Source organism: Terriglobales bacterium (genome assembly GCA_035651995.1).
Classification (GTDB): Bacteria; Acidobacteriota; Terriglobia; order Terriglobales; family Acidobacteriaceae; genus DASRER01.
Genome location: DASRER010000033.1, coordinates 1 through 14794, shown reverse-complemented (window position 1 = coordinate 14794; position 14794 = coordinate 1). Strand labels below are relative to the sequence as shown.

Genomic DNA, 14794 nt, shown 5'->3' with positions numbered 1-14794 from the left:
CGCCGCAAACGGCGCGTCGCGAACGTGGGGCGTCATCGTTGGTGTAGCGAACCGGATCAGGCAAACGGAATCAGTGAGGTCGCGGACGATTGCTCTACTGGCTGCTCTACGAAAAGATTTTCCACCTCGGCTTCACTCCTTTTCGGCTCTTCCGATTTCTTACGTTCCGCACCGCGTTTGCTTCGCTGACGGCGTTGTTCATGGCGCTCATCGTGGGCCCGGCGGTCATCCGCCGGCTGCGTGAGTTCCAGATCGGCCAGTTCATCCGCGAAGAAGGTCCGAAAGCGCACCAGAAGAAAGCCGGCACGCCGACGATGGGCGGCGTGCTCATTGTGATCTCGATCCTGGCGCCGACCATCCTGTGGGCCGACCTGCGCAATCGCTACGTCTGGATCGCGGTGCTTTCCACGCTGGCATTCGCCGGAATCGGCTTTGCCGACGACTACCAGAAAGTCGTGCACCGGCGGAACCTCGGCCTGACCGGACGCACCAAGCTGCTGCTGCAGTTTCTGACGGCGTTCGTGATCGCCGTGGTGCTCATGCTGTTCACCGCGCGCGGCGAATATTCCACGCACCTGATCGTGCCGTTCTTCAAACAGTTCCGGCCTGACCTGGTCATCAACGCGCTCGAACACGGCTATCTGTACGCGCTGGCATTTCTGCCGTTCATCGCGTTCGTGTCGCTGATCATCGTTGGCTCATCGAACGCGGTGAACCTGACGGACGGGCTGGACGGACTGGCGATCGGCTGCACGGTCATCGCCGCGGGCGCGCTGACGGTGCTGACGTACGTGAGCGGGCACGCCGTGTTCGCCGACTACCTGGAACTCTCGCGCATGCCGCAAGTGGGCGAGTTAACCATCTTCTGCGGCGCGATGGTGGGGGCGGCCATCGGGTTCCTCTGGTACAACGCGCACCCGGCAGAAATCTTCATGGGCGACGTGGGCTCGCTCGCCCTGGGCGGCGCCATCGGCACGGTGGCGGTGATCATCAAGCAGGAGCTGCTGCTGCCGTTTATTGGGGGGATTTTCGTGATCGAAGCGCTGTCGGTGATCCTGCAAGTGGCGTCGTACAAGCTGCGCAAGAAGCGGATTTTCAAGATGGCGCCGCTGCACCATCACTTCGAGCTGCTGGGCTGGAGCGAGTCGAAGATCATCGTGCGCTTCTGGATCGCCTCGCTGGTGTTCGCGCTGTTCGCGCTGACGACGCTGAAGCTGCGTTGAACCTGCTACTAGCTGCCGGCTGCTAGCTGCTGGTCGTACGCTCTGACCAGCAGCGAAGAGCGAGCAGCCAGCAGCGGTGTTACTTGTCCCCGCCGCCTGAGTCTGCCGCCTCGCTGAACGTCGCCGGCTGCCAGAAGTCGCGCGGGTAGAGCGGCTGCAGCTTCGTCTGCGGGCCTTCGACCTGCGACAGGTAAGACTGGTAGGCGTTGAGCTGCTTTTCGGCGCCGATGACGAAGTAGCTGGCGCCGGGCACGGTTGACGTCTTCACGCCCATGCCGGGCAGCATGCGTCCGTAAACGGCGGCGGCGCGAGCGAAGAGCTTGTCGGCGATGCCGGGCTCGTTGCGCAGCGCGAGCACGGCCTGGCGCAGCGCGCGGACTTTCGCCGGCGTAACGCCGTCGGCCAGGTCGGCGGCGATGCCCTCGCCGCGGTCTTCAAACAACGCGGGCGCGCGCGTGGCCTGGAAGACCTGCGCCACGGCGTACTCGACCAGGCGCTGGTCGTGCGGCGGCTGCTTCACGATGTCGATCACGAACCTGATGGTCTGCGGAATCTCCGGCGTGCGCTCGGCGTAGTAGCCCACGCGGCCATCGGCCACGCTGCCGCGCAGGCCGTTGCTGTACGCCATGCCGGAGCTGACCGTCTTGATGAAGACGCCGTGGGCGCCGGCGCCGCCGTAGATGCGCGAGGCGAGATAGTCGAGGAGCTGCTCGCGGTCGGTCGTGTCGTAGGTCACGCCCGGAATGGAATGCAGCACCACGCCGCCTTGCAGGCTGGGCGCCATCAATCCGGAGTACAGCAGGCTGGCATCGGCCTGGCGCTGATGCACGCGGTCGGTGATCAGGCCGCTGGAGCCGGCGCGGGGCGCGTCGGCAGGCGCGACGGAAAGGTGGGCGACGAGCTGATTGATCCCGGCGCTGAGCTGCTTCTCGGCCTGCGGGCCACCCACCAGAAACATGCGCGCGTTGCCGGTCTTGAGGATGTCGCGGCGCAGCGCGTTCAGTTCGGCCAGGGTTTTGGCGGGTGGCACGAGCAGATCGTGGAGCATTTGGCGGCAGAGATACGCCCAGTCCTGCTGCAGGCTGTTTTCCGGCAGGTCGGAGAGCAGGACGTCGAGATCGCGTGCCGCAGCGGCGGCGTTGGACTTGGCGGCGCCGGGCAGCGCATTGAAGGCGTCGACGTGCGGTTTAAGCGACGCTGAGACGTCGGCGGGCTTACCCTGCATCGCGGCCAGCATCGCCTTCAGCGACTTGCGATCGCCCTGAGATGCCGCGCCCGAGAGATTGTTGAGGAAGCTGGTGATGGCGGCGCGCTCGGCGTCGTTGCCGGCCCCTTTCAGCAGCCAGCGAAGGCGGTGCGCGTTGTGTTCCTGCGTGAGGAATGAGGCCGCGCTGAGCCGCGCTGGATTGTTTTCCGTGAGCAGCGCGTTGGCGGGATTGTTGACCCAGCTTTCTTCCGCGCCGAACATCACGCGGCGCAGGCGCGAGAGCTGCTGGTCCACCACGTCGCTGATGCGCGACAGGTTCTGCTCGGTCCAGTTGGGAGCGGTGAGGACGTCGCGCATCCACTCGAGCGCGCGCCGCGACTCGGCCATGTCGTTGCCGGCGCCGAGCACTTCCAGCTCCACGCGTCCGGTGCGGACGCTGGTAGTGAACCTGGCGTCGAGGGAAAGGACCTGCTTGCGGAGCTCGTCGGACATCTGCTCGAAGCTGACGGGCTTTCCGTCGCGGAGCACGCCGGTGCGCGTGAGCAGTTCCGGCAGCAGCGAGAGGTAGACCAGCCGCTCGGGCGCAACGCCGCGCACGTTGAGCGCCAGGCCGACGGTGGCGCCGGTCATGTTGTCGAAGCGCGATGTGACCAGGTCAATGCCGCCGGGGAGCTTGGAGACGCTGTAATCGAGGTCGTCGTCGAGCGTGAGCGGCGGCTTTTTGATGAACGGCGGCATGGGCGTCTTCTGCGCGATGGTTTCCAGCTCCGCCGAGTTCTTGTCGTAGTCGGCCTGGTAGCGGCGCACGGCTTCCTGCGCGTCGGTCACGCTGTAGACCGTCTTCAGACGCTCCACTTCGGCGGCAGCGCGCTCGTTGCGCTCGCGCAGCTCCTGTTGCAGGAGCCTGCTGCTCGGGCGCGAACCGGCCACGTACGGCGTGACACCCGCGAGCTTCCACTTGGGCAGGTATGTGCGCCAGATGTTCCGGGCGCCGGCGAGTTGCTGCTCGACGAAAGCGATGTCAGGCTTGAGCGTGAGCGACTTCCGGAAGCCGGGCGTGGCGTTGATCATGGCCAGATGGTCGGGCCACTGGCTGTTGACGCTGCGAATGCCGAAGCGCGGCGGCGTGTTCATCTGCTTGTTCAGGTCGCGACGCGTTTCGGTGATGCGCGAGCGCAGCCGGCTGTTGAACTCGGCCAGCTCGGGCGATCCATCGGGCCAGGCGGCAACGCGATCGAGTTCCTTGAGCACGAGCGTGCGGATTTTCTGCAAGCCTTCGGGATTGATGAACTCCTGCCGCACGTTGCCCATAACGATGCTGACGGGCATTCCCTGGTCGCGCGTCATGAATGCGTTAACGGAGGTGGCGCCGGTATCGAGCTCGCGCGTGCGCGTGTCCACCAGGCGCTTGTAGAGGTTGGTGTCGGCGTCGCCGGCGATGGTTTCAAGGAAGAGATTGGCGAGCACTTCTTCGCGCTCATCGAGATTGCGCTCAGCGGGCCAGGAAAAGAACACGAGGCCTGGCTCCTGCTCGTTGGCACTTGGATACTCGGCCACCGCGACGCTGCCCGCCTCGGCGGGCTGCGGCGCGGGCATGGTGGCGCCGGTCACGATGCCCGTCTTGCGATGGTCGCTGGCGGGAAATGCGTTCAGGATGGCCGACGTCCGGCGGAGCGCTTCGTTGAGTGAAACCGATTTCGGCAGTGAGGCGATCACGCCCATGTTCCAGAGCACGTAGTGGTCGGCGTGAAATTTGCGGATGTGCCCGGGCTGCATCTGGCGCAGCGCGGGCGGCCATCCGCCGGATGAGAGCGCCAGCGGATGCTGCGGGCCGTAGACCATCGCCTGAAGCTGCCGGCGGAGGCGCGATCCCGGGCGCGCGAACGAGGAAACCATCTCGTTGTAGACGGAACCCTTTTCTTCCAGCCACAGCGACTTGTCGGCACGCTCGGTGACGCCGAAGTTGCGCACTTCGCGGCGGATTTCCTCGTCGGTGTAGTCGGGGTGGAGGAGCGCGTCGAGCGTGTCCTGGAGTTCGTCGAAGAAGACGTCGGGGCCGGCGGCGGTGTTGAAGACGTAGCGCGTGTGCCACTGCTCGGTGTAGGCGTTCTCCACGATCAGCGACATGCCCTGGTTCGCGCTCAGCGTGCGTCCGCGATTGCCCTTGAGCAGCAGCAGGTGCTCCTGCGTGTGCGGCTCGCCCATGTCGGAGGTGGGCACGGTTTCAGCCCACACCATGGCCTGCGGGACGGTCTGGATTTGCAGCAGGTCGAGCGTGAATCCGGTGGCGCGATGCTTGAAGCGCGCGCCCATGGGCTGGTCGGCGTCGTTGAGATAAACAGCGACCGCTTCGAAGCCGTGGACCACCTGGCCCTGGCGCAGGTTCTGATAGCTGACCGCCGAATCGGCGGCGAACGCGGAGGCGGCAACCAGGCACAGCAGCAGAACGCAGATCAATCGCATGGCGGGAGACCCCTGAAATGTGGGCAGGGCAGGATACACCGGCTGCCTGGACGAATTGAAGGCGCAGTGGTGAGCGAGCGGCGTCAGGCGTCGCAGGGCGGTGAGGAATAAGGTTCCCGGCGCTCAATGACGGTGTCTAAAGACATAATCCACAGGGTGTTCGTGGCACAATGGGCCCAGATTGCCTTCCCCGATGGAGTTGAGCGGCAAGCGCGTGCTGGTGGTCGGATTGGGGCGCTCCGGCGTGGCCTCGGCCAGTTTTTTGCAAGACCGCGGCGCGCGCGTCACCGTCTCGGACGCCAAGCCGGCGGCCGAACTGCGGGGCGAAATCCCGTCGCTGCTCGACCGCGGGATCACGGTGGAAACCGGCGGGCACGGCGAGCGCACCTTCCAGGACCAGGACCTGATCGTCGTCAGCCCCGGGGTGCCCTACGACGCGGCGCCGCTCCAGCAGGCGCGGGCGCTGGGTGTGCCGATCATCGGCGAGGTGGAGCTGGCGGCGCGGTTTTTGAAGGGACGAATCGTCGCCATCACCGGTTCTAACGGGAAAACGACGACCACCACGCTTGCCGGCCAGGTGATTGGGCGCGGGGGGAAGCCGACGCTGGTGGGCGGCAACATCGGGACGCCGGCAATTTCGCTGGTCGAGCGCTCGACGGCCGATGGCTGGACGGTGCTGGAGGTGTCCAGCTTTCAGCTGGAGACGATTGAGACTTTCCGGGCGCACATCGCCGCAGTGTTGAACGTCACGCCGGACCATCTGGATCGGCATCGGACGTTTGAGGCGTACGCGGCTGCGAAGGCACGCGTCTTTGAAAAGCAGACCGCTGAAGACTTCGCAATACTCAACGCTGACGATGCGACATGTGCAGCAATGGCTTCCGGCTTGCGCTCGCGCGTGTACTGGTTCAGCCGGACAAAAGACGTCGAGGCGGGCGCCTTCGTGCGCGACGGACAGATTGTGTGGCGTGACAAAAGGGGCGAGCGTGCGGTGATGCCGGTAACAGAGGTTCCGCTGAAGGGCGCGCACAACCTGGAGAACGTGCTGGCGGCGGCCGCCATGGGCGTGCTGGCCGGTGTGGAGGCCGAAGGCATCCGCGGCGCGGTGCGCGAATTCAAGGCAGTGGAGCACCGGCTGGAGTTAGTGGCGCGCGTGAACGGCGTGGACTACTACAACGACTCCAAGGCGACCAATGTGGACGCCACCATCAAGGCGCTGGAGTCCTTTTCTTCGGGAGTGCATTTGGTTCTCGGGGGAAAAGACAAGGGCAGCGACTACTCGGTACTGGGGCCGCTGATTCGCGAGCGCGTGAAGCGCGTGTACACCATTGGCGCGGCGGCGCAGAAGATCGAATCGCAGATCGCGGGCGCGGCGCCCATCGTGCAGGCGCAGACGCTGGAGACGGCGGTGCGCCGCGCGTCGGAAGGCGCGGCCGCGGGCGACATCGTGCTGCTGGCGCCCGCCTGCGCCAGCTTCGACCAGTTCGAGAACTACGAGCATCGCGGGCGCGTGTTCAAAGAGTTGGTCGCGACGCTTGCGGCGCGGGAGAGCAAGCAGCAGGGAGTGGCGTAAGGCGATTGAAACCGTCCCGGCATGCACGCTGGTGAAAGCAAGAAGGACCTCAGTCAATAACAAATAACAAATAGCAATTGACAAATGGCGAAACGGGTCAGCGTCGACAAAACGTTGTTTGCCGTCACCCTCATGCTGGTGCTGGTGGGGCTGGTGATGGTGTTCAGCGCCTCGGCGGTGGTGGCCAAGGAGCGCTTCGGTTCGCCGTACACGTTTTTCCTGCGCCAGCTGGCATGGGCCGTCGCCGGGCTGACGGTGATGTTGCTGGCGATGAAGGTGGATTACCGCCAGTACAAGCACCCGGCGGTTGTCTTTTCGTCGCTGGCGGTCACGACGGTGCTGCTGATCGGCGTCTTTTTCCTCGATCGCTCGCACAACACGCACCGGTGGTTCCACCTGGGCAGCTTCTCGTTCCAGCCGTCGGAACTGGCCAAGCCGGTCATCATTTTATTTCTCGCGTATTTCCTCGAGACGCGGACCAAGTCGATGGACGACTGGCGCGCGACGCTGCTGCCCGCGGTGGCGCCGAGCCTGCTGTTTGCCGCGCTCATCGTGAAGCAGCCGGACCTGGGCACGGCCATGGCATGCATCGCCATCACGGGCGCGATCCTTTATATCGCTGGCATGAACTGGCGCTACTTCGCTTATTCGGCGGTAGCGGGCCTTCCCGTGCTGTATCTGCTGATCTTCCGCGTGGGCTGGCGTTACCAGCGGATTCTCGCCTTCCTGGATCCTTACTCGGACCCGCAGGGACGCGGCTTTCACATCATTCAGTCGCTGATCGCGGTGTCGACCGGCGGCGTGATGGGACAGGGACTGATGGAAGGAAAGCAGAAACTCTTCTATCTGCCGGAGCCGCACACGGACTTCATCTTCTCCGTGCTGGCGGAAGAGTGGGGGCTGGTGGGCAGCGTGGTCGTGGTCGCGCTGTTCGCCGTGTTCATGTATCGCGGCGTGCGCGCGGCCGTGCTCACGCAGGACCCATTCGGACGTTATCTAGCCACCGGCATTACGGCGATGGTGGTGGTGCAGGCCATGTTCAACATCAGCGTGGTGCTGGGCATGCTGCCGACGAAGGGAATTCCGCTGCCGCTGGTCTCGTATGGCGGTTCATCGTTGTTTATTACGCTGGCGTCCATCGGGGTGCTGCTGAACATCACCCAGCACGCGGACTGATATGCGCGTGATCCTGGCGGGCGGCGGAACCGGCGGGCACGTCATCCCCGCGCTGGCCATTGCACAGGAACTCAAGTCGCAATTCGCGGCCGAAGTCATCTTCATCGGCACCTCGCGCGGCATCGAAACGCGTCTTGTCCCACAAGCCGGATTTGAGTTGCGGCTCGTCGAAGTTGGCCCGCTGAACAGGGTCAGTTTCGCGCGGCGCCTGCGGACAGTCTCCGACCTGCCGCGGGCGATACTGGCCTCGCGTCGCATCCTGCGCGCGTTCCGACCCGACGTGGCGATTGGCGTGGGCGGATACGCCTCTGGCCCCGCCATGCTGGCGGCGATCCTGCGCGGCGTTCCCACGATCGCCTTCGAGCCGAACCTCATGCCCGGCTTCGCCAATCGGCGCGTGGCGCGCTGGGTCACGGCGGCAGCGGTGCAGTTTGAAGAGAGCTGCCGCTGGTTCGGGGGCGGAAAGTGCCACGTGACTGGCGTCCCGGTGCGTGCGGCGTTTTTTCAGGTACCGCCTCGGGGCGAGGCGGAAGGGCCGTCGCTGCTGGTGTTCGGCGGCAGCCAGGGCGCGCACGCCATCAACAGGGCGATATGCGAGGCCCTGCCGGAACTGCGGCGCCGCGTGCCGGAGCTGGCGATCACGCACCAGAGCGGCGAGCGGGAATTCGAGACAGTGCGCTCGGCGTACGCGGCTCAGGGCGTGGAAGCCGACGTCCGTCCTTATATAGAGGACATGGCCAGGGCCTATGATCGCGCCGACCTGCTCGTGTGCCGCTCCGGAGCCAGCACGGTGGCCGAGGTCGCAGCGGCAGGGAGGGCGGCCATCTTCATTCCGTTTCCCCGGGCTGCCGACGACCACCAGCGGCGCAACGCCGAAGCGCTGGCGTCAAAGGATGCAGCGGTAGTGCTGCCTGAATCGGAGCTGACGCCGGCCCGCCTGGCCGAAACGATTGCCGGCCTGTTCGCCGATCGGGCGCGATTGCGACAAATGAGCGCCGCGGCGCGAGCGCTGTCGCGGCCCGATGCGGCGCGGGCGATTGCACAGCTCGCGAAAAACATAACGGCAAACCGCAGAGGACGCTGAGGACGCAGAGGAACAAGGGCTTTGGTGTTTGTTTTTAGGGACTGCGTATTCGGTCCATCACTAATAGCGAATTGGAAGCAGTTAAGATTGAAGCCTCTGCGTCCTCCGCGTCCTCTGCGGTTTGGGTTTAAGGAATGTTTGCCAAGATCCAACGCGTGCATTTTGTCGGCATCGGCGGCATCGGGATGAGCGGCATTGCCGAGGTCCTGCTGAACCTCGGCTTTCGCGTTTCCGGCTCCGATTTGAAGCTGAACCCGCTGACCGGGCGGCTGGCGAAGATGGGGGCGACGATCCAAGAAGGACATCGCGCCGAGAATGTGCGTGGCGCCGAGGTCGTGGTCGCGAGTTCCGCTATCTCGGCGAGCAATCCGGAGATTGTTGAAGCGCATCGCCTGAAAGTTCCGATCATCCAGCGCGGCGAGATGCTGGCCGAGCTGATGCGGCTGAAATACGGCATCGCCATCGCGGGCATGCACGGGAAGACGACGACAACTTCGATGACCGCAGCCGTCCTTGCCGCGGGCGGCCTCGATCCGACGGTCGTCGTAGGCGGGCGCGTGGACGCGATGGGCTCGAATGCGCGCCTGGGCAAATCGCAGTACCTGGTCGCCGAGGCCGACGAGAGCGACCGCTCGTTCCTGAAGCTCTCGCCGATCATCTCGGTGGTGACCAACATCGACCGCGAGCACATGGATTGCTATCGCGACATGGACGACGTGGAGCAGACCTTCGTCGAGTTCATGGACCGCGTGCCGTTTTACGGCACGGTGATTGCCTGTGTTGACGATGCGCGGCTGCGCGCGCTGCTGCCTCGCGTCTCGCGCCGAGTGGTGACCTACGGCACGGCCGAGGGAACCGATTTTCGCGTGCTCGACACAGGGCTGCAATCGCGCGGCTCCGATTGCCTCAGCCGTTTTCGCGTGCGCTACCAGGGAAGCGATCTTGGTGAATTCCGGCTGCACGTTCCCGGCGCGCACAACGTCCTGAACGCGGCGGCGGCGGTGGCCGTCGGCGTGGGGCTCGACCTGAAGCTCGACGACGTGCGCGCGGGGCTGGAGACTTTCCGCGGCGTTGATCGCCGTTTCCAGATGCGCGGCGAGGCGAGCGGCGTCACCGTGGTGGACGATTACGGCCATCATCCCACCGAGATTCGCGCCACGCTGGCCGCGGCGCGGCAATGCGGCTACCAGCGCGTTCTGGTCATCTTCCAGCCACATCGCTACACGCGAACCCAGGCGCTGCTCGAGGAATTCGGGCGCGCGTTCGGCGACGCCGACGAAGTGTTCGTGCTCGACATCTACGCCGCCAGTGAACAGCCGATTGCCGGCGTTACCGGCGAGCGCGTGGCCGAAGCCGTGACGAATGCTGCGGGGCGTGCTCGCTACGTGACCAGCTTCACCGAGGCAGCCGAGGCGGCCGCGGCCGCCGCTTCGCCGGGCGACCTGGTGCTCACGCTCGGCGCCGGCAACGTCTCGCAAATTGGCCCCATGGTGCTGGAAAAGCTGGGAGCGCGCGCTGCCGCGGGCGCTCACGACAAGTGAACTGCGAGGAAAGTTTCAGGTTTCGAGTCTTTGTGCAGCAAGCTGCGAAACTGGAAGTTCGAAACTTGAAACGTGAAACTCTGGAGCTGCTGTTGGGAGGATTTGTGCACCTTCGCGCAACGAAATTCCTGGCGTTGCTGATCACGCTTGCCATCGGCGCGCGCGCCGCCGATCAACTCGACCAATTGGTTGATGGCGGCCACTGGAAGCGCGCCGCCGCAGCGGTTGACGCCGCGCTGCAGAAGAACCCGAACGATGCGCACGCGCTGCGCCTGAAGGCGCGCGTCCGCATGATTTACGGCGACCTGGAAGGCGCCGAGGGTCTCGCGAAGAAGGCGGTCGAGCTCGATCCCAAGAGCGCCGACGCGCACTACTGGCTGGCTCGCGTCTACGGCGAGCAGGCGGGCAAGGCGAGCTTCTTCAAACAGATTGGCCTGGCGCGCAACGTCCGCAAGGAACTCGATGCGGCGCTGGCCATCGACCCGAAGCACGGGCAGGCGCACTACGTTTACATGATCTATTACTGGGACGCGCCCGGCATCGTGGGCGGCGACAAAAACAAGGCGCGCGCCGAAGCTCAGGAAGTCATGAAGATTGACGCGGTGCGCGGCTACATGGCGCTGGCCGAACTTGCCGAAAAAGAAAAGCAGGTGGACAAGCTGCCCGACCTGTACCGGAAGCAGCACGACGCCAACCCGAACAACTACGAGACCGCCATCACCTGGTGCAGTTACCTGACGAGCAAGTCACGCTGGGCCGAGGCGGAGAAGTGCTCGCGCGACCTGGAGAAGCTGGACCCCACGCGCAGCAACGCGTACACGCTGCTGGCCGTCGTCTATGCCAGCCAGAAGCGCTGGCCGGACCTGGACACGACGCTTGCGCTGGCGGAGAAAAACGTCCCCGACAACCTGGTGCCGTACTACCAGGCCGGACGCGTGATCGTGACGGATGCCAGCGGCAGCGACTATGCGCGCGCCGAACGCTACTTCCGCAAATACCTCACCCAGGAGCCCGAGCCCGGCCAGCCCAAGCTCGCGGCCGCCCACTGGAGGCTCGGCCTGGCGCTGGAGAAGCAGGGCCACAAAGCCGACGCCTATAAAGAGGTGGAGATCGCGACGAAAATGGATCCCAAGCTCGAAGCGGCGCAGGCGGATTTGAAGCGGCTGAGGTGAGAAGACAGCATTCAGCAGTCAGCACGCAGCATTCAGCCCTTGCATTCAGCCCTTGCATTCAGCAATCGCCTGAGCTGCCGGTCAGATGCGAGCTGACTGAATTCCCATCCCACAGAAAAATTTCCGAGCGCCGTTAACAAACGCCCAGCTCGTTCGTCTTATAGGCGGAAGGCAATGAGGCGATGCAATCGGGCTTGAAATTGGCGGTGGGGGCGTGGGCGGCGCTGGGATTGGCGATGGCCGTTCCGGCTCCGGACCTGAGCATCCGGAGCCCGCGCATGCTGGCCGGCATCGCCTATGTGGAAGCCATGCTGGGGCAGCCGGAGAGCGCGGCGCAGTGGATGGAGCGCGCCCGCCACGCCGATGACGCCGCCGCCGGCCAGCAGAGCGCTCAGCAGGTTGCGAATCCGGCTCCGGGGGCGCAAGCTTCCGGCGCAGTAACCACTTGCCGTCGCGAGCCTGCGCGGGTCGCTGCTCCGGTGAAGCAGCTTCCCCACATTTCCGTGCCTGAACCTGCCCTGGCGTACGCAGCCACGGTGCTGCCGGCGGCCCTTCACATCGATGGGAGCCAACTCGCTAGCCTGAAGTACATTCCGGTCAAAACCCGATTCATGAGCCGCTCCCAGATCGATTCGCTGATTCGCGCCGAACGGCGCTCATGGCGGTTGCAGTACCGCATGGCCGTGCCACGGGCGCCGCGGCCCCCGGCCACGCCGATCAGCTAGTCTCGGCTGGTCGCCGTGGGCGTAGCAAGCTGCGTTTCTGCGGTGTGGCAGCGCCGGAGCCCAACTTCACACTCCGCAATTCCACAATTCCAAGCTATAGTGTGCTCGCGGGCGTTCTCTCGACCAAAAACAGGCATTGATGGCGCGGAACGACGGATATCCAACCGATTCGGCTCCCTGGCGCGGCAAGCGCGGAGCCGGCGCGGGCCATTCCGGGGCCGGGACGGCCTATTCCGACGAGGAAGCGGAGCGCGGCGGTTCGCGCGCGGCCGTCGAAGATGACGACTTCGATCCGCGGCTACTCGACCTGGAGGTCGAGGAAGAGTCACCATTTCTGCGCGGACAGAAGCGCGTTCCGGTGCGCCGCGGGCCGCTGCCGCGCAAGGCAGCGAACCGGCTGCGCCAGGGCGTCATCGCGCTGGCCTGCGCCACCGTGCTGGCCTGGGGTGGCTACCAACTCTACAGCTACGGCACGCACTCATGGCGCTTCCGCATGGAGTCCAGCGACGACGTGCAGCTCGCGGGCCTGGAAAACGTCTCGAAGCCGCAGGTCATGGAAGTATTCGCCGCCGACCTTGGCCGTAACATCTTCTTTGTGCCGCTGGCCGAGCGGCGGCGCCAACTGGAAGAGATTCCGTGGGTCGAATCGGCCACGGTAATGCGCCTGCTGCCGCACCGCATCAGCGTGAAGATTCGCGAGCGGACGCCGGTGGCGTTCGCGCAAGTGGGCTCGCGCATCCAGCTCATTGACGCGGGCGGCGTGCTCATGGAGTTGCCCGCCCGCTCGCAGAAGAAGTACTCGTTTCCGGTGCTGGTGGGCATGGGCGCGAACGAGCCGCTCTCCACGCGCGCGGCGCGCATGAGGATTTTCACCCGGGTGATGCGCGAACTTGATTCGGAAGGCGCGCGCTACTCGCAGGACATCAGCGAAATGGACCTAAGCGATCCGGCGGACGTGCGGGTGACCGTGCCCGACGACGATGGCGCGGTGTTCGTGCACCTGGGCGACGCCAATTTCCTGGAGCGCTTCAAGATCTACAAGGCGCATGTGCAGCAGTGGCGGGCGCAGTTCCAGAAGCTGAGCTCGGTGGACCTGCGCTACGAACGGCAGGTCATTGTCAATCCCGACGCCGGCGCGCAGCGACAGGCCATCAAGATCGCAGCCGACGGCAAGGCGCCACCGCCCAAAGGGAAGCGGTAGGCGCCATCATCAACCGCAATTCCAGCCAGCCACAACAGGATGAAGCAGTGAAGCCGCCCGAGCCAGAGCGGCGCGGCGCAGGGGGCCATGGGGAAGCAGCCGGAGAACGTTCTCGCAGCCATTGACGTGGGCAGCGCCAAGACGTGCGTGCTGGTAGCCGAGAGCGGCGAATCCGGCCTGCGCTATCTGGGCCACGGAGTGGCCGAGTCGCGCGGCTCGCGCAAGGGCGTGATCGTGGACCTGGAAAAAGCCATCGCCGCCATCCAGCGGGCGATGGTGGCGGCGGAAGAGGCGGCCGGCGTGGAAGTGGAGCACGGCGTCACCGGGATCGCGGGCGCGCACATACGCGGCGTGAACAGCCGCGGCGGCGTGGTGCTGGGCTCGCGCGCTCGCGAGATCACGCGCGACGACGTCCGCCAGGCGGTGGAACGCGCCCGCGCCATCACCCTGCCGCCCGACCGCAAGGTCCTGCACCTGCTGCCGCAGGAATTCCTGCTCGACGAGCAGACCGGCATCCGCGATCCGCTGGGCATGATGGCCACGCGGCTGGAGGTGAAGGTCCACGTGGCCACCGCCGCCGACAGCGCCTCGCAGAATGTGGTCACGGCCCTGAATCGCGCGGGCATTCACGTGGACGACACTATTTTTGAGGCGCTGGCGTCGGCGGAATCCGTGCTGCGCGCCGATGAGCGCGAGCTGGGCGTTTGCCTGGCCGATATTGGCGCAGGTTCGACCGACGTGGTCGTCTGCCACAACGGCGTGGTGGTGCACACGGCGGTGATTCCCATCGGCGGCGACCACTTCACCAGCGATGTGGCCGTCGGGCTGCGCACGCCGCTCGTTGACGCGGAAAAGATCAAGCGCATGTTCGGTTGCGCCGTGGTGACGCGCATCCCGGAAGCCAACGAGATTGAAGTGCCCGCGGTGGGTGATCGTCCGTCGCGGCTGATGCCGCAGCGCCTGCTGGGCGAGGTGCTGGAGCCGCGCGCCCGCGAGCTGTTCGAGATGCTGCGCGACAACCTGCGCCATGCCGGCGTCTTCGAGTTGTGCGGTGCGGGTCTGGTGCTCACCGGCGGCGGCGCGCGGCTGAATTCGATGACCGAGATTGCGGAAGACGTGCTGCGCAAGCCGGCGCGCCTGGCGGCGCCGGCCGCGCTGGGACGCATGCCGGAAACGCTGGCCGAGCCGGAGTACGCCACCGTGCTCGGCATGGCGACGTACGCGCAGCGCTCGCGGGTGGCGAGGGGCGCGCAGGAGCAGGGAATCGGGGCGAAGCTGAAGTCGCTCTTCGCGAGGAAACCGTAGGACTTCAACGCAGAGGACGCTGAGGACGCAGAGGGACGCAGAAAGACGAAAAAAAGTAGAAATCAAAAAATCAAAATCGAAGTAGTCTCTAGCCGAGAGCCGAGAGCCGAGAGCCGAGAGCCGA

Annotated in this window: 10 protein-coding genes; 9 read left to right on the top strand and 1 reads right to left on the bottom strand. The window is 65.4% G+C overall.

All coding sequences use genetic code 11. The annotated features are described in order from the left end of the window. Positions 1 to 89: 89 nt before the first annotated feature. Positions 90 to 1223: a phospho-N-acetylmuramoyl-pentapeptide-transferase gene (gene mraY, locus VFA60_11180; GenBank protein HZQ92347.1), complete on the top strand. Its 1134-nt coding sequence runs from the start codon at positions 90 to 92 to the stop codon at positions 1221 to 1223. Between the two features lie 79 nt (positions 1224 to 1302). Here the strand turns inward: mraY and VFA60_11175 are convergent, their stop codons facing one another. Continuing rightward, a complete protein-coding gene (locus VFA60_11175) occupies positions 1303 to 4893 on the bottom strand; it encodes a hypothetical protein (protein ID HZQ92346.1) in 3591 nt (1196 codons plus the stop codon). Positions 4894 to 5086: 193 nt separating this feature from the next. Between VFA60_11175 and murD the strand changes: the two genes are divergently transcribed. The 8 genes from murD (at position 5087) to ftsA (ending at position 14670) form a co-directional block, all read left to right on the top strand. Further along, entirely contained in the window at positions 5087 to 6466 is a 1380-nt protein-coding gene (gene murD / locus VFA60_11170; protein HZQ92345.1) for a UDP-N-acetylmuramoyl-L-alanine--D-glutamate ligase, read from the top strand. An 84-nt stretch (positions 6467 to 6550) separates the two neighbouring features. After that, the gene (gene ftsW, locus VFA60_11165) at positions 6551 to 7642 is read left to right on the top strand and encodes a putative lipid II flippase FtsW (GenBank protein HZQ92344.1); all 1092 of its coding nucleotides are present in this window, start codon (positions 6551 to 6553) and stop codon (positions 7640 to 7642) included. A gap of 1 nt (position 7643) precedes the next feature. Continuing rightward, complete coding sequence (murG, locus tag VFA60_11160) at positions 7644 to 8726, top strand: undecaprenyldiphospho-muramoylpentapeptide beta-N-acetylglucosaminyltransferase (protein ID HZQ92343.1); 1083 nt, start codon at positions 7644 to 7646, stop codon at positions 8724 to 8726. Between the two features lie 134 nt (positions 8727 to 8860). Next, positions 8861 to 10267: a UDP-N-acetylmuramate--L-alanine ligase gene (gene murC, locus VFA60_11155; GenBank protein HZQ92342.1), complete on the top strand. Its 1407-nt coding sequence runs from the start codon at positions 8861 to 8863 to the stop codon at positions 10265 to 10267. Between the two features lie 65 nt (positions 10268 to 10332). Then, on the top strand, positions 10333 to 11439 hold the full coding sequence (locus tag VFA60_11150) for a tetratricopeptide repeat protein (GenBank protein ID HZQ92341.1): 1107 nt from the start codon (positions 10333 to 10335) through the stop codon (positions 11437 to 11439). A 182-nt stretch (positions 11440 to 11621) separates the two neighbouring features. Further along, positions 11622 to 12164: a hypothetical protein gene (locus VFA60_11145; GenBank protein ID HZQ92340.1), complete on the top strand. Its 543-nt coding sequence runs from the start codon at positions 11622 to 11624 to the stop codon at positions 12162 to 12164. 139 nt (positions 12165 to 12303) lie between these two features. Beyond that, positions 12304 to 13365 carry an FtsQ-type POTRA domain-containing protein gene (locus tag VFA60_11140; protein ID HZQ92339.1) on the top strand — a complete coding sequence of 354 codons (1062 nt, stop codon included), beginning with the start codon at positions 12304 to 12306 and terminating at the stop codon, positions 13363 to 13365. Positions 13366 to 13452: 87 nt separating this feature from the next. Next, positions 13453 to 14670, top strand: a complete 1218-nt coding sequence (ftsA, locus tag VFA60_11135; GenBank protein ID HZQ92338.1) for a cell division protein FtsA — start codon at positions 13453 to 13455, stop codon at positions 14668 to 14670. Positions 14671 to 14794 lie beyond the last annotated feature (124 nt).